Source organism: Amycolatopsis sp. EV170708-02-1, from assembly GCF_022479115.1.
Classification (GTDB): Bacteria; Actinomycetota; Actinomycetes; order Mycobacteriales; family Pseudonocardiaceae; genus Amycolatopsis.
Window position 1 is genome coordinate 5,455,896 of sequence record NZ_CP092497.1, and the last position, 21,041, is coordinate 5,476,936.

The 21,041-nt window shown below is 70.0% G+C and carries 21 protein-coding genes and 3 pseudogenes; 11 read left to right on the forward strand and 13 right to left on the reverse strand.

Going from position 1 to position 21,041, the window contains the following annotated elements; all coding sequences use genetic code 11:
• Positions 1-2: 2 nt before the first annotated feature.
• The 3 genes from MJQ72_RS24805 to MJQ72_RS24815 all read left to right on the forward strand — a co-directional run bounded on the left by MJQ72_RS24805 (position 3) and on the right by MJQ72_RS24815 (position 3,965).
• Complete coding sequence (locus MJQ72_RS24805; protein WP_240593415.1) at positions 3-1,709, forward strand: DUF2334 domain-containing protein; 1,707 nt, start codon at positions 3-5, stop codon at positions 1,707-1,709.
• A gap of 68 nt (positions 1,710-1,777) precedes the next feature.
• On the forward strand, positions 1,778-2,965 hold the full coding sequence (locus MJQ72_RS24810; protein ID WP_240593416.1) for a cytochrome P450: 1,188 nt from the start codon (positions 1,778-1,780) through the stop codon (positions 2,963-2,965).
• Between the two features lie 25 nt (positions 2,966-2,990).
• Positions 2,991-3,965: a helix-turn-helix domain-containing protein gene (locus MJQ72_RS24815; protein WP_240593418.1), complete on the forward strand. Its 975-nt coding sequence runs from the start codon at positions 2,991-2,993 to the stop codon at positions 3,963-3,965.
• On the opposite strand, the gene MJQ72_RS24820 is transcribed toward MJQ72_RS24815, so the two are convergent.
• The 5 genes from MJQ72_RS24820 to MJQ72_RS24840 all read right to left on the reverse strand — a co-directional run bounded on the left by MJQ72_RS24820 (position 3,952) and on the right by MJQ72_RS24840 (position 8,729).
• A complete protein-coding gene (locus tag MJQ72_RS24820; protein WP_240593419.1) occupies positions 3,952-4,716 on the reverse strand; it encodes a hypothetical protein in 765 nt (254 codons plus the stop codon). The two genes, MJQ72_RS24815 and MJQ72_RS24820, sit on opposite strands and share 14 nt — an antisense overlap.
• Positions 4,717-4,725: 9 nt before the next feature.
• On the reverse strand, positions 4,726-5,397 hold the full coding sequence (locus MJQ72_RS24825) for a papain-like cysteine protease family protein (protein WP_240593420.1): 672 nt from the start codon (positions 5,395-5,397) through the stop codon (positions 4,726-4,728).
• Between the two features lie 150 nt (positions 5,398-5,547).
• Entirely contained in the window at positions 5,548-7,125 is a 1,578-nt protein-coding gene (locus MJQ72_RS24830) for an adenylate/guanylate cyclase domain-containing protein (RefSeq protein ID WP_240593421.1), read from the reverse strand.
• A gap of 61 nt (positions 7,126-7,186) precedes the next feature.
• Positions 7,187-7,990: a class I SAM-dependent methyltransferase gene (locus MJQ72_RS24835; protein WP_240593422.1), complete on the reverse strand. Its 804-nt coding sequence runs from the start codon at positions 7,988-7,990 to the stop codon at positions 7,187-7,189.
• 46 nt (positions 7,991-8,036) lie between these two features.
• Positions 8,037-8,729, reverse strand: coding sequence for a MerR family transcriptional regulator (locus MJQ72_RS24840; RefSeq protein ID WP_240593423.1), 693 nt, complete (start codon positions 8,727-8,729; stop codon positions 8,037-8,039).
• 80 nt (positions 8,730-8,809) lie between these two features.
• Here MJQ72_RS24840 and MJQ72_RS45160 point away from each other — a divergent pair, with 80 nt between their 5' ends.
• The 4 genes from MJQ72_RS45160 (at position 8,810) to MJQ72_RS24855 (ending at position 11,345) form a co-directional block, all read left to right on the forward strand.
• The gene (locus MJQ72_RS45160) at positions 8,810-8,977 is read left to right on the forward strand and encodes a hypothetical protein (RefSeq protein WP_396427039.1); all 168 of its coding nucleotides are present in this window, start codon (positions 8,810-8,812) and stop codon (positions 8,975-8,977) included.
• Positions 8,902-9,246 carry a DUF6194 family protein gene (locus tag MJQ72_RS24845; RefSeq protein ID WP_396427004.1) on the forward strand — a complete coding sequence of 115 codons (345 nt, stop codon included), beginning with the start codon at positions 8,902-8,904 and terminating at the stop codon, positions 9,244-9,246. Before MJQ72_RS45160 ends, MJQ72_RS24845 begins: the two co-directional genes overlap by 76 nt.
• 18 nt (positions 9,247-9,264) lie before the next feature.
• Complete coding sequence (locus MJQ72_RS24850; protein WP_240593424.1) at positions 9,265-9,999, forward strand: MerR family transcriptional regulator; 735 nt, start codon at positions 9,265-9,267, stop codon at positions 9,997-9,999.
• A 188-nt stretch (positions 10,000-10,187) separates the two neighbouring features.
• The gene (locus MJQ72_RS24855) at positions 10,188-11,345 is read left to right on the forward strand and encodes a S1 family peptidase (protein ID WP_240593425.1); all 1,158 of its coding nucleotides are present in this window, start codon (positions 10,188-10,190) and stop codon (positions 11,343-11,345) included.
• A gap of 50 nt (positions 11,346-11,395) precedes the next feature.
• Here the strand turns inward: MJQ72_RS24855 and MJQ72_RS24860 are convergent, their stop codons facing one another.
• The 5 genes and pseudogenes from MJQ72_RS24860 to MJQ72_RS44880 form a co-directional block, all read right to left on the reverse strand.
• Entirely contained in the window at positions 11,396-11,875 is a 480-nt protein-coding gene (locus MJQ72_RS24860; protein ID WP_240593426.1) for a DinB family protein, read from the reverse strand.
• Between the two features lie 37 nt (positions 11,876-11,912).
• Positions 11,913-12,848: an alpha/beta fold hydrolase gene (locus tag MJQ72_RS24865; RefSeq protein ID WP_240593427.1), complete on the reverse strand. Its 936-nt coding sequence runs from the start codon at positions 12,846-12,848 to the stop codon at positions 11,913-11,915.
• Positions 12,849-12,861: 13 nt separating this feature from the next.
• Positions 12,862-13,326 carry a DinB family protein gene (locus MJQ72_RS24870; protein WP_240593428.1) on the reverse strand — a complete coding sequence of 155 codons (465 nt, stop codon included), beginning with the start codon at positions 13,324-13,326 and terminating at the stop codon, positions 12,862-12,864.
• On the reverse strand, positions 13,323-13,628 hold the full coding sequence (locus tag MJQ72_RS44875; RefSeq protein WP_315860745.1) for a hypothetical protein: 306 nt from the start codon (positions 13,626-13,628) through the stop codon (positions 13,323-13,325). The genes MJQ72_RS24870 and MJQ72_RS44875 overlap by 4 nt, the downstream gene beginning before the upstream one ends.
• A gap of 95 nt (positions 13,629-13,723) precedes the next feature.
• Positions 13,724-13,915: pseudogene (locus MJQ72_RS44880) on the reverse strand (class I SAM-dependent methyltransferase); the annotation flags it as partial.
• A gap of 68 nt (positions 13,916-13,983) precedes the next feature.
• On the opposite strand from MJQ72_RS44880, the gene MJQ72_RS24880 reads away from it, so the two are divergent.
• Positions 13,984-14,553 carry a helix-turn-helix domain-containing protein gene (locus tag MJQ72_RS24880; protein ID WP_240593429.1) on the forward strand — a complete coding sequence of 190 codons (570 nt, stop codon included), beginning with the start codon at positions 13,984-13,986 and terminating at the stop codon, positions 14,551-14,553.
• Here MJQ72_RS24880 and MJQ72_RS24885 read toward each other — a convergent pair.
• Complete coding sequence (locus MJQ72_RS24885; protein WP_240593430.1) at positions 14,550-15,152, reverse strand: DNA-binding response regulator; 603 nt, start codon at positions 15,150-15,152, stop codon at positions 14,550-14,552. The genes MJQ72_RS24880 and MJQ72_RS24885 overlap by 4 nt on opposite strands.
• Positions 15,149-16,252, reverse strand: coding sequence for a histidine kinase (locus MJQ72_RS24890; RefSeq protein WP_240601416.1), 1,104 nt, complete (start codon positions 16,250-16,252; stop codon positions 15,149-15,151). Before MJQ72_RS24890 ends, MJQ72_RS24885 begins: the two co-directional genes overlap by 4 nt.
• A gap of 119 nt (positions 16,253-16,371) precedes the next feature.
• Here MJQ72_RS24890 and MJQ72_RS24895 point away from each other — a divergent pair, with 119 nt between their 5' ends.
• From MJQ72_RS24895 to MJQ72_RS24910, 3 genes and pseudogenes are all read left to right on the forward strand, one after another.
• The gene (locus MJQ72_RS24895; RefSeq protein ID WP_240593431.1) at positions 16,372-17,253 is read left to right on the forward strand and encodes an ABC transporter ATP-binding protein; all 882 of its coding nucleotides are present in this window, start codon (positions 16,372-16,374) and stop codon (positions 17,251-17,253) included.
• A gap of 10 nt (positions 17,254-17,263) precedes the next feature.
• Positions 17,264-17,982: pseudogene (locus MJQ72_RS24900) on the forward strand (ABC transporter permease).
• Positions 17,979-19,411: pseudogene (locus MJQ72_RS24910) on the forward strand (alpha/beta hydrolase). Before MJQ72_RS24900 ends, MJQ72_RS24910 begins: the two co-directional pseudogenes overlap by 4 nt.
• 7 nt (positions 19,412-19,418) lie before the next feature.
• On the opposite strand, the gene MJQ72_RS24915 reads toward MJQ72_RS24910, so the two are convergent.
• Positions 19,419-20,882, reverse strand: a complete 1,464-nt coding sequence (locus MJQ72_RS24915) for an alpha/beta hydrolase (RefSeq protein WP_240593434.1) — start codon at positions 20,880-20,882, stop codon at positions 19,419-19,421.
• Positions 20,883-21,041: the final 159 nt, after the last annotated feature.

A 21,041-nucleotide genomic window follows, 5' to 3' on the forward strand; every position in this document is an offset into this window, starting at 1 on the left:
CGATGACGAAGGGCAACGGCGGGCAGCGTTTTCGGCTGCCCGCTTGGTTCCGGCTGGCCGTCGTCGCGGTCGTCGTGGTCACCGTCGCCGTGGTCGTCCTGGTCCAGGTCACGAAGAAGGTCCCGGTCACGGCGTCGCCCGCCGCGGCCCCGGTGTCTCTCGCCGGCCGCCTTCCCGAGGTGGGAAAGGCCGGGCAGCCCGGCCCCGGCGGGGATCCGGCCAGGAAGACCCTCGTGCTCTACGACGACGGGCGCAAACAGGACGGGACCGTGTCCCCTCCCGAGGAGGCCCGGACGGCCGAGGCGTACGCGATGTTCACCGCGAACCTGGTTTCCCGCGGCACCGCTTGGGAAATGCGGCCTGCCGCCGACTACCGGCCGCGGGAGGCGGACGCGTTCCAGGCGATCGTGTACGTCGGTTCGGTCTCCGACGCGGCACTGCCGAAGGCTTTCCTGAACGACGTCGCGGCGGCCCGCGTCCCCGTGGTCTGGATCGGCGACGGCATCTGGCGGCTGCGCGCCGACGCGGGGTGGCGCGCGGAGGGGTACCGCGGCGACAACCCCACCACCGTCACCTACAAAGGCACTCCCCTGCGCCGCGATCCCCGTTCGGGCACCGGGGTCGTCGCGATCGACGTCCGTGATCGGACGCGGGTCCAGATCCTGGCCGAAGCGAGCGCTCCGGGCGGCGCACCTTCGCCCTGGGCCGTCCGATCAGGACAGTTGACGTACGTGGCCGAGGTGCCGTACGCCTACGCCGAGGCGCGGGACCGCTACCTCGCCGCGGCCGACATCCTGCTCGGCGTCCTGTCGCCCCAGGCGCCGGACCGGCACCGCGCGCTGATCCGGCTCGAAGACGTCGGCCCCCGGACGAAGCCGGAAGAGCTCCGCCGCGTCACGGATTTCCTCGTCCGGGAAAAGGTCCCGTTCTCCCTCGCGGTGTACCCGTACTACTCGGATCCCCAAGGCCGGGCCAACGACGGCGACCCGACGTCCGCACGGCTCGTGGACTCGCCGGAGCTGGTCGCCGCGCTCAAGGACGCCGTCCAAGCGGGCGCGACGCTGGTCATGCACGGCTACAGCCATCAGAGCGACAGCGGCCCGAACCCGTACGACGGCGTGAGCGCGAGCGACTTCGAGTTCTACAAGTCCAGTGTGGACGGTGACGGCGACGTGCGGCTGGACGGCCCGATGCCCGGCGACTCCGCCCAGTGGTTCGACGACCGCATCGCGACCGGACTCGCCGAGTTCCGGCGAGTGGGCCTCCCGGAGCCGACGATATTCGAGTTCCCGCACTACGGCGGTTCCGCCGTGGACTATCAGCGGGTCACCGAGATCTTCCAGGCCCGCTACGACCGCGGCAGCTACTATGCGGGCTTCTGCCCGGGCGGCCGATGCGGTTCGACGGCCACCGCCACCACGGAACAGGTGTACGGCCAGTTCTTCCCGTACCCGGTGCGGGACGTCTACGGCGCGAACGTCGTCCCGGAGAACATCGGCAACGTGGCACCCGTCGCGTTCAACCAGCACGCCTCCCGCACCGCCGTCGACATGCTCGCCGACGCGCAGAGCGCGCTCGTCGTCCGCGACAACGTCGCGAGCTTCTTCTACCACCCGTTCCTCGGTGAGGGTGGCCTGCGGGATCTGGTGAACTCGTTGCGGGCGCTGGGGTACCGCTTCGCGAAACCCACCGAGATCCTCGACGGCTGACCCCTTCTCCCCCGTGCTCGGACACGGAACTCGCGAGTCGCGCTTTCGGTTGGGCATAGGATCGGGTCATGCTCGAAACCCTGCTCACGCCGGAGACCAGGACCGATCCGTACCCGTTCTACCGCCGGGTCTTCGACCGCGGTCCGGTCTTCGCGGCCGCCGACGGGTTCTTCGTGGTCAGCGGGTTCGAAGAGGCGTCCGCCCTGCTCAAGAACCCCGCGTTCGGTCACGGGGAGCCGGAGGTGCTGCCGGATCCGCACGAGAACGAGCCGGTGGACGAGCGGGGCCGGGTGGTCCGGTCGTTCCTCGCGCTCGACCCGCCCGATCACACGCGGCTGCGGCGGCTGGTCTCCAAGGCGTTCACGCCGAGGATGATCGAGCAGCTCGCCCCGAGGATCGGGGAGCTGGCGAAGGAGCTCGTGGCGAAAGCGCTCGAAATGGGCGAATTCGACCTGATGACCGAGATCGCGAAGCCGTTGCCGGTCGTCGTCATCAGCGAGATGCTCGGCGTCCCCTTGGCCGACCGCGAGCGTTTCGAAGGGTGGTCGCACGCCATGGGGCGCGCACTCGACCCGTCCTTCCTGATCGCGAAGGAGACCGTCGCGGCCGCCGTCGCGGCCCGGCGCGAGTTCGTCGCCTACTTCCGTGAGCTGGCGAAGGAACGACGGAAGCGGCCGACCGGCGACCTGTTCTCCGATCTGGTGTCGGTCTCCGACGAGGGCGACAGGCTCAGCGAAGGCGAACTGGTGATCACCGCGATGCTGCTGCTGGTGGCCGGGCACGAGACGACGACCAACCTGATCGGCAACGGGATCCTCGCGCTGCTGAACCATCCGGAGCAGCACCGGAAACTCGCCGAAGACCGGTCGAAGATCCCGAACGCGGTCGAGGAGATGCTCCGGTACGACTCCCCCGTCCAGCTGACCACGCGGCTCGCCCTGCGGGACACGACGATCGGGGACGAGACCGTCGGCGAAGGCGCCCAAGCGGTCGTGCTGCTGGGAGCGGCCAACCGCGACCCGCGCACGCACGAGAGCCCGGACAGCTTCGACGTGGATCGCCCCTCGCCGAGGCATCTCGCGCTGGGACAGGGCATCCACTTCTGTCTCGGCGCCCCGCTCGCGCGACTGGAGGGCCGGACCCTGTTCGAGGCGCTGCTCGGCGCCGGCCGCGTCTTCCACCAGACCGCCGATCCGGCCTGGGTCAAGCAGGTGACCCTGCGCGGCCTCGAAAGCCTGCGGCTCGAATTCGCCTGAAAGTCCGGTTTTCGACCTTAGGCGGTTGCCGACCGGCGCCGGACTGCGCATGCTTTGCGCCAATCCGGCGTCGGCGGGGGTGCCCATGTACCAGGAACGCGAGGTCAGAACCGGTCCGTTCCATCGCGCGCTTTCCGAGGCGGTGGAGCATCGCGGCCTTTCCCTGTCCCGTATCCGCGCGCATCTGGCGGCACGCGGCGTTTCCGTGGCCGAATCGACGTTGAGCTACTGGCAGCGCGGGCTCCGGCATCCGTCGACACCGCGCTCGCTCGACGTCGTCCGCGCCCTCGAAGCGGTGCTGGGCCTGCCGCCGGACAGCCTCATCGTCCTGATCGGCCCGCAGCGGCGATCACCGGGCGACGACCGCAGGCCCTCGGTGGCCGAACTGCGGCGGAGCTGGGCCGAGACCTGTTCGCTGCTGGACGAGCTGAGCGCGTCACCCGGCACGGAGGGCAACGCCAAGCTCGACGTCGTGACCGTCGTCGACGTGCTGACCATGACCGGTGAAGGGCGGATCTCGGAGATCACCTCGACCATGGTGGTGCGGGCGCGGGAACCCGGCGCGGACGGCTTCGTGGTGACCCATCAGGACGAGCCGGGCACGGACATGCAGGCCACGACGGTCTTCGCCACCGACGGCTGCCGAAGAGGCAGAGTGCGCCGAAGCGCCTCGTCGCCGGGGATGGTGTTCGAGCTCCTCTTCGACCGCGGCCTGGCCGAAGGGGAAACGCACACCTTCGCGTTCACTCTGCGGCTGGCCGCGTCGGTCCGTTCGACCTGCTTCCACCGGACGGTGCGGTCGCGCATGTCGGCGTACCTGCTCCGGATGCGTTTCGACGGCGGCGCGCTCCCCGCGCGGTGCGTCAAAACCGTGCGGGAGCGCGAAGAACTCGCCCCCGTGGTCAGCGAGCCGCTGCATCCCGGGCCGGGTGCGACGGTCAGTGCCTACTTCGAGGAACTCGACGTCGGCATCGCGGGAATCGACCTCATCTGGGAGTGAGACGGCGTTTCCGCCACACCGCGACCAGCACGACACCCACTCCGGCCGTGATCAGGCCGGCCACGATCGCGACGGGAATGCCGGAGTCGACGGGCGGGGGCTGCGCCTGGGTGAAGCCTATCCCGCCGCCGCGCTGATAGTCCGATCCCGGCAGCTTGTCCGCGTAGCGGCCGTGTACTTCCCTTTGGTAGTCGGAAAGCGGGACGAACTTCCCCACCGGCGACTGCGGCAGGCTCGCCTGCAGAAGCACCACACCGTCGGGACCCAGTTCGTACCAGCCGTTGATCTGGGGCTCGTTGAGCAGGACCGCGCCGGGCTTCAGCCGTGAGCTCAGGGTCTCTTCGTCGTTCCCGGAGAACACGCTCGCCGCGACCCACTTCCCCGGCCCGTCGGGCATCGCCTGCAGCGTGGCCTTCTGACCGGTCTCCGCGGTGGCCGTCACGGCGACGGATCTGAGCACGCCCGCCGGCGCCCCCGCCACGCCCCTGACGAAGTCGGGATTGAGGGTGTAAACCGGGATTCCCTTCTCCCCCATGGTGATCCGTCGCGGTTCGAGCTGGGCGACCTGCCGGAAGTTCGATCTCGCGAGACCGATCGCGTCGGGTTGCCCGGCGACACGCACGGCCGCCGCGAGGTCGCCGTCCGAGGGCGGGACGACACCTTCGCTCGCCGAGGCGGGCAGCGTGGCGGGCAGCAGCGTCGCGACGGCCACCGCGAGACATCCGGCGAACTTCCGGCAGATCGTGTTCATGACCGCGCCTCAGCCCTTCCGGATGTTGACGATGGTGTCGTTCCAGCGGAACTGGCCGTTGCTGCGGTACTGGTTGTAGTTCCAGGTCTGGTAGCGCTGGTAGGTGGGCCACGGGTCGCCGACCATGATCGACTGGTTCGCCGAGTCGTAGCCGTAGATCACCTCGGCGTGGCCACCGCCGGAGGTCCAGTAGATCCCCGTCAGGTTCAGGATCCCGGCGTCGATCTGGCTGACGACCGAGCTGAAGCCGATCGGGCCGCCCGCGTCCTGCGCGGAGAAGCCGGTGCCGCGGAAACCGCGGACGATCTCGTAGATCTGGGCGGGCTGGTTCGGGCAGTACCCGGCCGAGGTTCCCTTGCCCGCGGCGCAGAACTGGGCCTGGGAGGCGGTGCCGCCCATCGACCGCTCGATACTCGAACCGTCCGCGGCCCAGCACCATTGGTCGTACTGCTGCACCTGCTGGGTGTAGTTCAGCTGCTTGGACGCGGAGGTCGCGGCGACCGTCATCGCGGCCCCGGCCGCCGGCGCGATCTCCCGCACTTGAGTATGGGTCTCGGTCTGGATCAGGCCGCTGGGCCGGTCCCCGTCGCCGCCGGACTGCGCCGACGCGGTGGCGGGCAGCATGCTCAGCGCGAAGACGGCGGCTCCGGTCGCCAGCGCGGCCCTCGAAAGGCTCTTCACAGATGTCTCCTTTGACACTGGGTGGGAGATCACCGTGCGCCGCCCCGGCTTCGGGAACAACGCCCTCACCAGGCGCGAAGGAGCCGCTGTGATCGTTCACGGTCCGCCAACCGGCGGAGCGCGAGCCGCCGCGCAAGATTCACGGCGCCTTCACAAAGGCTGTGAATCCGCCACAGGTGTCGCGAGCGTGGTGGGCCGGGACCGGCCCCGCAAGGTGACGTCCTCCGTCGCCCTCCACTGCGCGGCCTCGGCTTCGGCGGCCGACTCGATCGCCGTCCACGAAGCGAGCAACCGGGCCTCGACGTTCTTCGCCAGCTCGGTGAGCCGCGCCGCCTCGTTGACCGGATCGCCGATGACCGTGTACTCGAACCGCCGCGGGTCGCCGACGTTCCCGGCGACCACCTCACCCGTCGCCACGCCGATCCCGGCCGGGCATTCCGGCACCTCCGCGGCCAGCCTGCGCGCGATCGCCCGTCCGGCGGAAAGCGCGAGCGTCGCGTGGTCCTCCAGCCGTACCGGCGCGCCGAAGATCGCGAGCGCGGCGTCACCGACGAACTTGTTGACCAGCCCGTGATTACGGTCGACCTCGTCGACCACCACCGCGAAGAACCGGTTGAGCAGGCCGACGACCTCCTCGGGCGGACGGCTCGCGGCCAGCGCGGTCGAGCCGATCAGGTCGACGAACAGCACCGACACCGTCCGCACCGTGCCACCGAGTTCGGCCGACGTGCGCATCGCCTCGCTCGCGACGTCCTCGCCGACATGCCTGCCGAACAGGTCCCGCAAACGTTCGCGTTCGGCGAGACCGGCGGCCATCCCGTTGAAACCGGCTTGCAGCAGGCCGAGTTCGGTGCCGTCGTAGACCGGGATCTCCACGGCGAAGTCACCGGCACGCACCCGGCCCAGCGCGTGCTGCACCGACCGGATCGGGTTCACCACGGCACGCGCGGTGAACACCGTCACCAGCAGCCCGAAGACCAATACCACCAGCCCGAGCGCGATCACCGAGATGGCGAGCTTCGTCGTCGACACGTCGCCGCGCGCCCACGCCAGCACCGCCGTGACCACCAGCCCCGCCACCGGCACCCCGGTGCCGAGGCACCAGAACAGGAGCATCCGCAGGTTCACGCCCGCGCTGAGCGGCCGCGACGGCAAGGTGCCGGACAACGCGAGCGCCGCGTACGGCCGCAGGATGAATTCCCCGGCCAGGTAGGCGATCGCGCACACGACCACGCCCGCGAACGCGACGACGAGCAGTTCGGTGAGCACGACCCTCGGCTGCACCAGCGCGGCCAGCACGCCGAACACCACGGTCGCGATACCCCACAACACCGCCTGGACCAGCGTCAGGCGCAACGGGACCCGAAGGCTCGACGCGCGCTCCTCGTCGGTCGGCGTCCGGCCATCGGCCGCCCACCGCAATGTCCGCAGTGCGCCGCGGGTGCCCCACAGCGCGCCCACCACCACGGCGGAGACCACGTAGACCGGTACCGCGATCGCGGTCACCCGGATGAGGTCGCCGGACATCCCGGGTGCGGGCATGAGCAGCGCCGCCAGGCCGACCACGACCAGCGCGCCGATGACGTTGGTCGCGATCAGCGTCCCGGTGAGCAGCCCCTGGACGCGACGGCGCAACACGGCGGCGTCCTGATCGAGCGGGCCGAGCAGCCAGGAGCCGAACGGCCCCTGCCCGCGGCCCCGAACAGAGGAGTCGTTGTCTGATCGCACCCGTGTCCCGCCGTTCACCCCGGTTTGAGTGAACGACTGTACACCGAGACGGCCGCGGCCGTCAGCGTACGGTGCCGGAGCCGATCAATGTGGTGGCGTCGAGTTCGGTCACCCCTTCGGCGCGCAAGGACTCGAGATAGCGCTCGCGCACCCGCTCGACGACGCCGGGCTCGAGGTCGGCGAGCAGCCCGCGGAACCCGGATCCGATGACGACCAGCCAGGCGATCTCCGGCGTCATGGAGAGCCGCAGTTCGTTGACCACGACGTCCACATCGGACAGATTCCGCTCGGAAAGCCAGGCGGCGTAAGGGCCGGCCTGGTCGATCCGATCGATCAGGCTCGGCTCCCGCTCGGCGGGCGGCGCGGAATCGGTGACCGCGGCGACCGCACGGCCGAGATGACGGCCCGCGGCCACCATCGATCCACCGCGCCAGATCGTGAACACGGCCCGCCCGCCGGGCCGGGCCCTGGCGATCAGCCGGTCGGTGCCGTCCGTCATGTCGGGGAAGAAGAAGATGCCGAGCGCGGACTGGACGACGTCGTAGCCGCCGGTGCCCCACGCCGTCGCGTCGGCCTCGTGCGCGCGCAGCTGCGGCAAATCGGCCGAAAGACGGCGCAACTCGCCGATCATCGGACCGGAGAGGTCGATCGCGTCCACCACACCCCCGGCACCGACCGCGTGCGCCGCCGGAATCGCCGAAGCCCCGGTGCCGCAGCAGGCGTCGAGGACCTTGTCGCCTTCGGCGGGCCCGGCCGCCACCACCGTGGCCGCGCCGATCGGCTCCCACAGATACCGCCCGAGCGCGGCGAAATCGGCGGCTGCCGCGTCGAAGGCGCGCTGGGTTCCCACTTCGCGAGAGGACATGCCGTGACGATATCCGTTTCGCGCCTCGTGAGTGGTGAGGACGGTTCTAACCGTCCTCACCACTCACGAGGCGGGAAAGCGCGGCAGTGCCGTCGAAAAGCGCCCGCGAGCGGGCCGTGATCCCGGCGTCCCTGGCGGCGAGCGCGGAAGCGACGTCCTCCAGCCGCCGGGATCGCCGCAATTCCGGCATCAACGCCCGCAGGGGCGCGACGCGGTAGCCCGCCAGCCGCAGCTGATGCACGATCCGCGCGTCCCGCACCTGCGACGGCGTGTACCGCCGCGTCCCGCGCCGATCGCGTCCGGGCACGACGAGGCGTTCCGTGTCCCAGTGCCGCAGGGTCGACGGGCGCACGCCGAGCGCCGACGCGAGTTCGGAGACGCTCATCGAGTCCGAGCCGCGCACGTCTTCGATCGGTTCCCCGGAGATCACCCGGACGGCTTCCCTGGCGTCCCGGAGATCCGCGCGTTCGGCGTCGAGCCCGGCGTGTGCCGCGTCGAGGAGCGCGAGGACCTCGGGGAGCGGATCCCGGTGCAGGGCGCGGACGATCTTCTTGGCTTCGACCGGCCCCACCGCGGCGGCGAGCGCACGGTAGGCCAGCGCCGACCGGAGGTGGATCTCGCCGTAGCCCCGGTAGCCCGAAGCCGTCCGCGACGCCGCCGGGAGCACACCGTCGCGTTCGAGGTTGCGCACCTGCTGGACGGAGTACCCCGCCCGGCGCGCGACCTCAGCCGTGCGCATCGATTTGAGACTTGACACCTTCACCCCGTCGTAAACGCGCTCGAACCCTCCATAAGCACTTTAATGCCACGCTTGAACACATGACCATCGAAGAGATCATCGGCCTCGTCTCGGGCCTCGACGGCGTCCTGACCCTCACCCCGGGGCCGGGCGACGAATGGCCGGAACTCAGCTGGGGCGACGCGTTCTTCTACTACTCCCCGACGGCGTCGTCCCCACGAACGTCCAGCCCTTCGCGACGATCGTGACCAAGAACTACCCCGGCGACGAGACCTCGCGGCTGGACCGCCCGGACACCTTCCGCGTGAACATCCACGCCGGCAAGAAGGAGTTCACCCGCCGGCTCGGCGAGGACCCCGCCGCCACCGACACCCTGATCGCCCATCCCGTGTACGGGAACGCGGGCTGGCTGGCGGTGGTGAACCCGGCGTCGGACACCGAAACGGCCACTCGCGAACTGCTCGAAACGGCCTACCGGCTGGCTCGCACCCGATACGAGCGGCGGGCGGACCGCTAGACCGCATATCGTGGGGCGGTGGGCCGGAACCTTCGAACCCGTGAGCGGCTCAGGCCGGTCGACCTCGCGCGCGAACACGGCCTGTCCGCACAGGCGGTCCGCAATTACGAGGCGGACGGCATCCTCCCCGCCGCCGAACGCGGCCCGCAGGGCTATCGCACGTACACGCCACTACACGCGCTGGCCCTGCGCGCGTTCCTCGCCCTCGTGCCCGGGCACGGCCACGCGAGGGCGGCTGCGATCATGCGGGCGGTCAACCGGGACGCGGTCGAGGAGGCTCTCCGGCTCGTCGACGAAAGCCACGCGCAGCTGCTCGACGACCGCCGCACCCTCCAGGCCGTCGCGGCCGCGCTCCGCGATCTCGAACCCGTGCCGCAGGAGCGGGGTGAGGTGTTCGTCGGCCCGCTGTCCCGGAAACTCGGCGTCCGGCCCGCCACCCTGCGCGAGTGGGAACGGGCGGGCCTCCTCCGCCCCGGACGCGACCCCAGGACCGGCTACCGCGTCTACAACGCGGCCGACGTGCGCGACGCGAAGCTGACCCATCAGCTCAGGCGGGGCGGCTACCTCCTGGAGCGGATCGCGCCGGTGCTCGACCAGGTCCGCTCGGCGGGCGGCGTCGTTCCGCTCGAGTCGACGCTGCGCGACTGGCACGCCCGGCTCTCGGCGAGGGGACGCGCCCTGCTCTCCGGCGCCGCCGCGCTGGACGCCTACCTCGCTGACACTTTTGGGACAATGGCACTTCCGCGCAATTGAATACGCGGGCAATTCGCGTTCCCCGCATACGAAAGTAGGTCCGTGATCACGGATCCTACTTTCGGCGCTACGGCATGCCGTACGGGCGCTCGTACTGTGCGTGACGTCGAGATGAACCGCCCGGTCCCCTGCGCTTTCCGAACATATTCCGGCGGTTCGTCGTTCCCTCCTTATCGAAGGAAATTCGCATGCGAATTCGCGGACCCGTCATGCTCACCCTGTTCAGCGTCTGTGCCGGGATCGGCGCGCTCGCCGTCCCGGCGACCGCCGCGCCGGTCACCGCCTACGACCAGACGATGCTCGAGACGCTCGCCGCCCAGCTCAAGGTCAGCCCGCTTCAGGCCGCCCAGAAGCTGGACCACGAGAAGAACCTGATCGCGTCGCTGGAGAACGTCAGAACCCGTGGCCTTCACACCGACGGCGCGTACTTCGACAACGCCGGCGCCCTCGTGGTGAACGCCGACGCCGGCTCCGCGAAGGAGCTTCGCTCGGCCGGTCTGACCCCGCGCACCGGTGCCCGCGGCGAGAACGCGCTGAACGCCCTGTCCGCCAAGGTCGGCACGGTGATCGGCAAGGATGTCGCCCAGGTGCAGTCCTGGGGCCCGGAACTCGCGGCCGACCAGGTCGTCGTCACCGTGCAGCCGGGTGCCGACAGCGCCCTCGTGCGACGGCTCACCGCGCTCCCGGGTGTCGCGGTCCAGACCGGTGTCGCCAACGGGAACACCACGCAGGCCGACGTCATCCCCGGCCAGATCATGGACCTCGTCCCCGGCACCAACTGCTCGCTCGGCTTCCCCGGCACCACCAGCAGCGGCAACAACGTCATGCTCACCGCCGGGCACTGCGTCGAGGGCAACCCGGACATCCTGAACCGCAGCGGCGTCCACATCGGCCGCGGCGTGGCCACCCAGTTCCCGTCGGCCGACATGGGCCTGATGGACATCGACGCCGAGGACACCGGCCGCGGCTACGTGGACACCCGGATGGGCACCACGGTGCGGATCACCGGCAGCTCGAAGGCGCCGGTCGGCACCACGCTGTGCAAGGCGGGCAACACCACCGGCTGGACCTGCGGCAAGATCACCGCGTACAACCAGACCGTCCGCTACAGCGGCGAAAGCGTCGCCACCACCGGGCTGGCGAAGTCGACCGTCTGCACCGAGGGCGGTGACAGCGGCGGCGCCTACATCGCGGGCAACACCGCGCAGGGCATGACCTCCGGCGGCCCCGCCGACGGACACGACTGCGGCTGGAACCAGGGTGCCAACGCCACCGGCTCGTACTCCTACTATCAGCCCGTCGTGGACGCGGCGAACAAGTACGGGGTCACGCTGACCCGTTCCTGACGAACGACACGCGATGACGGGGAGCCGGCGCTCCCCGTCATCGTCGTCTCTCAGGAACTGAGGATCTGCTCGCGCAGGATGTCCGCGTGGCCGCCGTGCTGGGCGAGCTCCCGCAGCATGTGGAGGTACACCCAGCGCAGCGGGAGCGGTCCGCGCCGGTTCCCGTGGAGCAGATCGTCCAGATCGAGGGCGGCCGCCGCCTTGCGGGACACCTCGCAGGCTTCGCGGTACGCCTGCCGCACGGAGTCGATCGTGTCCTCGTCGGTGAGGATGAAGGATTCGTCGGGCGTCTCGGGGAGGCCGATCTCGGTCCGCGGGCGGCAGGTGATGCCTTCGACGAACCACACCTTCTCCACGAAGGTCGCGTGCTTCACCAAGCCGAGCAGGGTCGTCCTGGAGGGAACGAGCGACCGGCGGGCCTGTTCCTCGGTCAGCCCTTCCAAGGACTCGTCGAGAACACGGCGATGCTCGTCGAGGAAGACCTCGAACTGCTCGCGGAACGGGTGGTTGAGGACTTCCAGCGTGGACATGCGCGAAGCATCGCAAAGGTTCTCGATCTTCGGCAAACTACTTCAGGAAGCCGATCAGTTCGGCGCTCACGAACGCCGGATTCTCCTCGGCTAGCCAATGTCCCGCCCGCGGCACCTCGACCGCGCGGACCAGGTTCGCCACGCGGGGCACCAAAGTGGCCTTCTGCGGTTCGAGCAGTCCCTCGGCGGTCATCAGCAGGGTCGGGGTGGTGAGGGGTTTCGCGCCGGCGTTCGCGGTCGCGTCCTGCCCGAGCGTCCGGTAGAGCTCGAAGCCGCCGTGCAGGACCTCCGGCTTGCTGTAGGTACGGGCGTACTCGTCGATCTCCGCGTCGTCGAAGGGTGACGGCGCGCCGGGACCACCGAAGGCCGTCCCCGAGTAGGCGACCTGGGGATAGAACAGGGAAAGGTACTCGCGCACGTCGTCGCCGACGACGGCTTCGGGAACCGTCTTCTGCGAATGGAACGCGATGTGCCAGCTCAGGTTCCGATAGGCCGTCGCGTCGAGCGCGGGCCCCGGCAGCGGCAGATCGAGGTAGGCGAGTTTCGCGAGATCGCCCGGGAATTGCGCGGCGTACTGGAAGGCGACGGCGGCGCCGAGGTCATGGCCGACGACGCGCGCGTCGCGCAGGCCAAGCCGTCCGGCGACGAGGCCGTGCACGTAGCGGGCGAGGGTCGCTTTGTCGTAGCTCGGCGGCGAACCGGTGCTGTCGCCGAGGCCGGGCAGGTCGAGTGCGTACACCGTGAAGTGTTCGGCCAGCGCGGGCATGACCCGATGCCAGCCGTACCAGGTCTGCGGCCAGCCGTGCAGCAGGACGAGCGGGGCGCCCTTCCCGCCGGTGACGTAATGCATCTTCACGCCATCGACGTCGGCGTACTCGTGCCGGAACCCGTCGGGCGGGGCGGCGGCCGGGGGTGCGCCGCAGGCCGTCAGCAGGACGATGGCCACTAAGAACGCGGCGGCTCGGCGGAACATGGGAATCTCCTTTTCAGCGCCCGGTGGCGCCATCGATCAGTTCGCGCAGGATGTCGGCGTGGCCCGCGTGCCGCGCGGTTTCCTCGATCAGGTGGGTCAGCGTCCAGCGCCGCGATCCCCGGCGAGGTCCCGTCGCGGCGAGGTCGTCCCAAGAGGCGATCACGGCGTTCGCCTCGGCGATGGTTTCCCGGTAGGCGGCCAGAATCGAGGCCGTCGTGTCGTCCGTGCCCGGGTGGAACGTCGCCTTCCAGCCGGTGACGCGGTGGCCGAGCAGCCAGTGGCGTTCGACGTGGGTCAGGTGCTTGACCAGGCCCAGCAGGTTCGTGCCGGACGGCACGCCGGGAACACGGGCCCGGTCCTCCGGCACGCCTTCGGCCTTGGCCATGACGGCGGAACGGAGATAGTCGAGGAATCCGGCGAGCACGTCCTTCTCCCCGGCGCCGGTCGACGGCGGCCCGGCGTCGCGTTTCCGGCTCATCGCCCGGACCGCCGGAGGACCAGGATGTGGTCGACGACCGTCGCGGTCCGGCCACCCGGGCCGGTGGCCAGACGTTCGGCCGCCTCCGCGCGGACGATCGACCAGTCCGCCGGGTCGAGGTCCAGTCCGGCCGCCACTTCGCCGGGGGTTGCGAACTCGGCGTCCTGATCCCACGACCAAGGCGCGGCGGAACCGTGGTCGACGACGACCAGCCGTCCGCCGGGCTCCACCGAGGCCGCGGCGGTGCGCAGCACCCTGGCCCGGTCCAGCTCGAAGGGCGTGTGGAAGTACTGCGCGGACACCAGGTCGAAGGTGCCCTCGGGAAGTCTTCGGCGAGGTCGACGCGGAGCGCCGTGATCGGCTCACCGCGCCCTTGGAGTGACCGCACGGCCGCTCCGGAGATGTCGACCGCGGTCACCCGCCAGCCTCGGGCGGCCAGCCAAAGCGCGTCTCCCCCGGCTCCGCAGCCGAGGTCGAGGGCGGTGCCCGGGGTCAGCGGGCCCACGATCTCGGCCAGCCGCGCGTTCACCTTCGGCGTTCCGGCGGCCCGCCGTTCATGGAGTTCGTCCCAGAATTTCGTAGCGCTCATGATCGCCACCTTCGCCCCGCTCCAGCCGGTTTGGCACGAAAACTTGCCGACCTGGCAAGATCGAGGGCATGGACGAGACGGACGAGGTGCTCGACGCGGTCGGCCCCCGCTTGCGAACGCTGCGCAAACACCGCGGCCTGACCCTCGCCGAACTGTCGGCGGCGACCGGGATCTCGGAAAGCACCTTGTCACGCCTGGAAAGCGGCGGACGGCGGCCGACGCTCGAACTGCTGCTCCCGCTCGCCCGGGTGCACGGCGTACCGCTCGACGACCTCGTCGGCGCTCCCCGGACCGGTGATCCGCGGATCCATCTGCGGCCGATTCACCGCCACGGCATGACATTCCTTCCGCTCACCCGGCGCGCGGGCGGGGTGCAGGCGTTCAAGATGCTCATCCCCGGCCGGGACACGCCGGCGGAGCCCACGCCGCAGACCCACGGCGGCTACGAATGGGTGTATGTCCTCAATGGACGGTTGCGGCTGGTGGTCGGCGACCGCGACATGGTGCTCCCGCCGGGCGAGGCCGCCGAATTCGACACCGCGCTACCGCATTGGCTCGGCTCGGCCGACGGGCACGCCGTCGAAACCCTCGTCCTGTTCGGGCCGCAGGGTGAACGCGCGCACGTGCGGGCGCGTTAGAGCCAATCGTGCTCGCGGGCGTACCTGGCGGCCTCGTGCCGGGTCTGCGTCTGGGTCTTCTGCATGGCGTTCGACAGGTAGTTGCGCACGGTGCCCTGCGCGAGGTGGAGCCGTCCGGCGATCTCGGCGACGGAATAGCCCTCGCCGGTCACCCGCAACACCTCCAGCTCCCGCTCGGTGAGCGGACAGTCGTCGACGACGGCGAGCGCGGAGACGTCCGGGTCGATCCAGCGTTTGCCCTCGTGCAGCGTGGCGATGACGGACGTGATGTGCGACGGGTCGGCGGCCTTGCTGACGAAACCCTGGACGCCGAGCTTGAGCGCCTTGCGGAGCACACCGGGTTTCGCGTGCCGGGTCAGCATGAGGATCACCTGGTCCGGCCTGGCGCGCCGGATCTCCGCGACCGCGCCGAGCCCGTCCACCCCGGGCATTTCGAGGTCGATGACGAGGACGTCGGGCTCGTGCCGCAAGGTGGCCTCGACGGCTTCCTCGCCGTTCTCCGCCTCGGCCAGGACGGTGATCTCGCCTTCGAGCGGGAGCAACGCGGCCATCGCCTTGCGCAGCAGGGCTTCGTCGTCGGCGAGCACCACCGTGGTCATCGTTCCTCCATGGCCGGGAAGGACGCCGCCGTCACGAACCGCCCGTCTTCCTGTTCCACCGTCAGTTCGCCGCCGTCCGCGGCGACGCGTTGTTCGAGCGCGGCCAGCCCGCGGAGTTCGGGCAGCGGCGTTCGCTGGGCTCCGTCGTTGACGATACTGATGCTCCATTCCGACAGGGTGATCCGCACGCGGGTCGCCTGAGCGTGGCGCAGGATGTTCGTCGTGGTCTCGCGCAGGACCTGGCCGAGCAGCCTGCCCGCCTCCGGAGCGACGTCCGCCTCCCGGTCGACGCGCACGCGGATGCCCGCGGCCTCGAACAGGTTCCTCGCGTTCTCCAGCTCGGCGGAGAGGTTGAGCCGGCGCTGGGCGTAGGCGAGTTCCTTCGTCTGGGTGATCGTGTCGGCCACGAGCGCGTGGATCTCCCCCAGCTCCTGTTTGGCCCGCTCGGCGTCGATGTCCACCAGCTTCCTGGCGAGCGCTGTCTTGAGCTTCACCACGTGCAGCGTGTGGCCCTGGATGTCGTGCAGATCGCTCGCGAACCGGACCCGTTCTCTGATCACGGCCAGTTCCGCTTCCCGCTCGCGCGACTCTTCGAGCTCCTTGACGACGTCGTAGAACCGCTTGTTGGGGAACATCAGGCCGAGCACGACGGCGGTGATCGCGGCGGGCACGAACACGAAGCTGACCAGCTCACCGGACACGTCCTCGTGGGAGACCAGCAGTCTCGTCGCGCCCACCGCGGCGATGTACGCGGTGAGCGCGAGAGCCGCGGCGACCCGATGGCGTGGCAACTGCGGGACGACCAGGGAGCCCACGAGGAAGACCCCGAAGAACGCCGAGCTGCCGCCGACCACCAGCACCGAGAACGGCCACACGGCCGCCGTGATCACCAGGCACGGGATCGCGACCCGCAGGACCTCGCCCGCCGCCCAGCGCACGAAGGCGACCAAGGCCGCCACCACACCCACGCTCAGGACGACCGCGTGCCACCAGGTCCGCGAGTCCGAGGCGACCACGATCACCCCGCCGACGACGAGCAGCGGGACGAACATGGTGAGGTTCAGCTTGCGCAGCTGCCCCTTCGCCGGCTCGGTGTCCACATCAGACATGCGCCAAGTATCGGCCCTCCGCGGCCGCGGACGACAGTGACACCACGTCATGGTTTCCTCGTGACGTGACCGCACTGGCCGGAGCGCGGCCGGGCGGCTGAGATCGAGGTATGACTTCGACAGCGATCGACGTTGACCGGCTGAACGTGAAATACGGCGATTTCCACGCCGTGAAGGACCTGTCCTTCCAGGTCCGGCAAGGCGAGTTCTACGCCCTGCTGGGCACGAACGGGGCCGGGAAGACCTCGACCTTGGAAACCCTGGAAGGACACCGGAATCCGACGTCGGGCACCGTCCGGGTGCTCGGGAAGAGCCCGCGGGACCGCGCCGCCGTCCGCCCCGAGATGGGCGTCATGTTGCAGGAGAGCGGTTTCTCACCGGATCTGACGGTGAAGGAATCGATTCGCCTGATCGGGGCACTGACCCGGCGCACGGACCGGATCGAACGGGTACTCGGCATCGTGGACCTGATCCGCAAAGCGAACACGAAGGTGTCACAGCTTTCCGGTGGCGAGAAGCGGCGGCTCGATTTCGCGACCGCGGTGTACGGCTCGCCGCGGCTGGTGTTCCTGGACGAGCCGACCACCGGCCTGGACATCCAGTCGCGGGACGCGTTGTGGGACGCCGTCGACAACCTGCGCGAGGACGGGTCGACGATCGTGCTCACCACGCATTACCTGGAAGAGGCGCAGCAGCGCGCCGACCGTATCGGCCTGATGCACCGGGGCACGTTCCACCGCGAGGGCACGGTCGCCGAACTGACGCGGGCGCTGCCGTCGGTGATCCGGTTCTCGCTTCCGATCTCGGCTCCCGCGCTGCCGGTGCAGGGCAAGCGCGAGCACGACGGGAGGTTCGTCATCGAGACCTTCGGGCTGCAGAAGGACTTGCACACCCTGCTCCGGTGGGCCCAGGACAACGCGATCGAGCTGCCGGACCTCGAAGCGGGCCCGACCCGGCTCGACGACGTGTTCCGCGCCATCGAAAACGACTGAAGGACTTGTCATGCTCTCGATAGCCCGTAGCGAACTGATCCAGATCTTCCGGAACCGGTCGGTCCTGATCACCAGTTTCGTGATGCCCCTCGCGATCTCCGCGTTCTTCGTCTACCAGCACGAGGTCTTCGCCAAGATCGGCAGTCTCGGCTACATCGCGGCGATCGTGATGTTCACGGTCTGCGCGTTCGGTCTCTACACCAGCGCGGTGACCACGCTGGCCTCGCGACGGCAGAACCTGTTCCTCAAACGGCTGCGCTCCACCGCGGCCGGTGACGCGTCCATCCTGGCCGGGCTGGTGCTGCCGGTCACCGTCATCTCACTCGTCCAGGTGGCCGTGATCATGACCGTGCTGGGCGTGGTCACCGACACGCCCGCCAACGTCGGCCTGCTGGTGGCGGCGGTGCTGGCCAGCGTCGCCATGATGATCGGCCTCGGCCTGGCCACCGCGGGTCTGACCAACTCCCCGAACACGCCCAAGTCACTACCCTGCCGGTCAGCCTCGGCGTGATCGCCGTGGCCAGCTGGGTCGGCATCTCCGGTACCGACGAGCTGACGCTGCTCAAACGGCTGCTGCCCGGTGGCTCGGCCACCGAGCTCGCCGTCAACGCCTGGAATGGCGGCGTGGCTCTCACCGATTCGCTGCTCCTGCTCGCCCCGACCCTGGCGTGGGTCGTCGTCGCCGTGGTCCTCGCGACGCGGCTCTTCCGTTGGGAGCCGCGCCGATGACCGTCCGAAGTGGAGCGAAACTCGTTCTCGTTCTCGCCGCCGCCTTGGTGACCACGGCGACCCCGGCGATCGCGTCGGCGGCACCGCCGCCGAAATGGGGTCCGTGCCCCGAAGAGGCGGCGGGCCTCGGCCTGGAATGCGGCACCATCCAGGTCCCGCTGGACTACCGGAACCCGGACGGGAAGACCATCGAGATCGCGATCTCGCGCCTGGCGAGCACGCGGCCGGAGAAGCGCCGCGGTGTACTGCTGACCAACACCGGCGGCCCCGGCGGCGAAGGGCTGGCCTATCCGGCGACCCTCAAGAAGCTGAACATCCCCCAAGAGGTGCTGGACAGCTACGACGTCATCGGGATGGACCCGCGCGGGGTCCACAACAGCACCCCGGTGACCTGCGGCCTGTCGCTCGCCGAGCATCCGACCAACATCCCGAGGTACGCCCGAAACCCCGCCGACGTCACGGCTGAGGCCCGGCGGGTCGCCGCCGTCGCCGCGAAATGCGGTTCCTCGGCCACCGCCCCGCTCCTGCCGTACATGACCACCGCCAACACCGCCCGCGACATGGACCGGGTGCGCGAGGCGCTCGGCGAGCGGAAGGTGAACTACTTCGGCATCTCGTACGGCACCTACCTCGGCTCGGTGTACACCTCGCTGTTCCCCGAGCGCAGCGACCGGTTCCTGATCGACAGCGCGACCGGCCCCGGCGGCTGGGACGCGACCTTCTCGCGGCTGTTCGGCCAGGGCGTCGAAGACCGCTTCCCGGACTTCGCCAAGTTCGCCGCTTCGAAGCCCGAATACGGCTTGGGCCGGACGCCGGCGCAAGTGACGGCGAAGTACTTCGAACTGGCCGCGCGGCTGGACAGGACACCGAGCCCGGACGGCTACAACGGCCAGGTGTTCCGCCACGTCACGTTCGCCGATCTCTACTACGACAAGAGCCTGCCGCATCTGGCCGAGACCTGGCGTGCGCTCGACACCGGGAAACCCGTGCCGGCTCCGGCCGCTGCGAGCTACCCGTCGGACAACTACCTCGCGAGCCAGCTGCACGTGATCTGCAACGACTCCGACTGGCCGGAGGACGTCGGCACGTATCGGCGCAACGTCGCGATCGACCGGTTCCGGCACCCGATGTTCGGCGCGGCGGCCGCGAACGTCACGCCGTGCGCGTTCTGGCCGTCCGAACCGATCGAGCCGCCCGTGAAGATCACCGATCGCGGCCCGTCGAACGTGCTGATCGTGCAGAACCTCCGCGACCCGGCGACGCCGCTGGCGGGGCACGGAAGCTGCGAGAGGCCTTCGGAGACCGCGCCAGGATGGTCACCGTCGACCAAGGCGGTCATCTGGCGTACCTGTTCAAGGACGACAAGTGCGCGAACGACCTCGCGACGGAGTTCCTGCTGACCGGGGCGCGGCACGATTTCGCCTGCTGATCCGGTGTCACGAGCGACAGGTGCGGTCGGCCGGGAGCCGTCCGCTCAGCAGGTAGTCCCGCACCGCCGTGTCGACGCACGCGTCACCCTTCAAGAACACCGAGTGGCGGTACGCGCCCTCCACTGTCACCAGACGCGATCCGGCGAGCGCCCTGCGCATGGCGAGTTGTCCCGCGTAGGGCGTCGCCGGGTCGCCGGTCGAGCCGAGGAGCAACGCCGGCGCGGTGGTGCGGATCCGGGTGGCGGGTTCGGCGGGAGCCACCGGCCAGAACGCGCACGGGGTGATGTTGCGGGCCATCGGGCCGAACAAGGGTTCGGCGGCGCGATGCTCTTCGATGTCCCGGTAGTAGGTCATCGGATCGCGGCCGGCCGCGCGATCGGCGCAGACCACCGGCGTCCCGGCCCGGTCGGTCGCGGAGCCGGAGCCCGTCGTCAGACCGTCGAGCAGCACGCTCAACGCGGGCGAAGGTGTGGCGGGCAGACCGGCCGCGGCGGATCGGAGAGTCCGCACGGTGGCGGTGAACTCGGCCTGCGAAGCGGGCCTGTCGTCATAAAGGTTCGCGAAGAACACATACGGCACCGTGTGACCGTCCACTGTGTACTTCCCGACCGCGAACGGCCGCCGCTCGGCCGAACGCGCGACGTCCCGCACGGTCGCCAGGACCTCGTCCGCGGTCTCCCCCAGGCCCTGTCCCACCGCGGTCCGCGCCCAGTTCCGCAGCGCGGCGTCGAGCGGCGGCGCGGTCGGGCGGAGCAGGCCGGGGCCGAACGCCTCGGGGTCCACCGCCGAATCGAGCACGAACCGGTCGGCCCGCGAACCGAACATCTGGAGGTACACCGCGCCGAGGTACGTCCCGTACGAGGCGCCGATGTAGGAGATCTTCCGCTCGCCGAGCGCCGCGCGGATCAGGTCCATGTCCCGTGCGGTGTTGCGGGTCGACGCCGCCCGCAGCAACGCGGGGTCGTTGCCCGCACAACCGCGCGCCAGCTCCTTCGCGAGGGCCACGCTTTCGCCGAACGTCCTGAGATCCGGCCCAGCCGAACGCGTGAACGTGTCGGTCTTCCAGTCGCACCGCAGCGGCGAACTGCGCCCGACGAACCGCGGATCCATGCCGACGAGGTCGTACCGCGCGGCGATCTCCGGCATGGATGGCCCCGCCAGGACCAATTCCCTCGCCGGGCCGCCCGGCCCGCCCGGATTGAGCAGCACCACGCCACGACGGCGCGCGGGATCGGTGGCCTTCATCCGCGCCAGCGCGAGAGTGATCCGGGGACCGTGCGGACGGCGGTAGTCGACCGGCACGGCGACGTCGGCGCATTGCGCGCCCGCCTTGTCCAGCTCCACGCCCACGCTGTCGCCGGGACCGGTCGCGCAACCGTGCCAGGTGATCGCGGGGGCCGCGACGGCGGTGGCCGGTGTCAACGCACCGGCGACCAGCAGTGCGATCAGGGCGGCTGTTTTCCTTGGCAACGCTGGCTCCCTTGATGTCGAATTCCCGGGGCCAGGCTAGGAGCCGAGCTCGTGCGAGGGCGTCCGTCTGCGGTCGGAGGTGTCTAGCCCGCTGGGGGGCTTTTCTGGTGGCCTCGCTCGGTCGTGACTGGTCCGTTGGCGGCGGACTGTGTGGATTTC

Excerpts from the sequence above, each read along its gene's own strand:
- MJQ72_RS24805 (WP_240593415.1), top strand. The coding sequence starts at position 3 with ATGACGAAGGGCAACGGCGGGCAGCGTTTTCGGCTGCCCGCTTGGTTC.
- MJQ72_RS24810 (WP_240593416.1), top strand. The coding sequence starts at position 1,778 with ATGCTCGAAACCCTGCTCACGCCGGAGACCAGGACCGATCCGTACCCG.
- MJQ72_RS24820 (WP_240593419.1), bottom strand. The coding sequence starts at position 4,716 with ATGAACACGATCTGCCGGAAGTTCGCCGGATGTCTCGCGGTGGCCGTC.
- MJQ72_RS24835 (WP_240593422.1), bottom strand. The coding sequence starts at position 7,990 with ATGTCCTCTCGCGAAGTGGGAACCCAGCGCGCCTTCGACGCGGCAGCC.
- MJQ72_RS24840 (WP_240593423.1), bottom strand. The coding sequence starts at position 8,729 with ATGCGCACGGCTGAGGTCGCGCGCCGGGCGGGGTACTCCGTCCAGCAG.
- MJQ72_RS45160 (WP_396427039.1), top strand. The coding sequence starts at position 8,810 with ATGACCATCGAAGAGATCATCGGCCTCGTCTCGGGCCTCGACGGCGTC.
- MJQ72_RS24855 (WP_240593425.1), top strand. The coding sequence starts at position 10,188 with ATGCGAATTCGCGGACCCGTCATGCTCACCCTGTTCAGCGTCTGTGCC.
- MJQ72_RS24860 (WP_240593426.1), bottom strand. The coding sequence starts at position 11,875 with ATGTCCACGCTGGAAGTCCTCAACCACCCGTTCCGCGAGCAGTTCGAG.
- MJQ72_RS24865 (WP_240593427.1), bottom strand. The coding sequence starts at position 12,848 with ATGTTCCGCCGAGCCGCCGCGTTCTTAGTGGCCATCGTCCTGCTGACG.
- MJQ72_RS24870 (WP_240593428.1), bottom strand. The coding sequence starts at position 13,326 with ATGAGCCGGAAACGCGACGCCGGGCCGCCGTCGACCGGCGCCGGGGAG.
- MJQ72_RS24880 (WP_240593429.1), top strand. The coding sequence starts at position 13,984 with ATGGACGAGACGGACGAGGTGCTCGACGCGGTCGGCCCCCGCTTGCGA.
- MJQ72_RS24885 (WP_240593430.1), bottom strand. The coding sequence starts at position 15,152 with ATGACCACGGTGGTGCTCGCCGACGACGAAGCCCTGCTGCGCAAGGCG.
- MJQ72_RS24895 (WP_240593431.1), top strand. The coding sequence starts at position 16,372 with ATGACTTCGACAGCGATCGACGTTGACCGGCTGAACGTGAAATACGGC.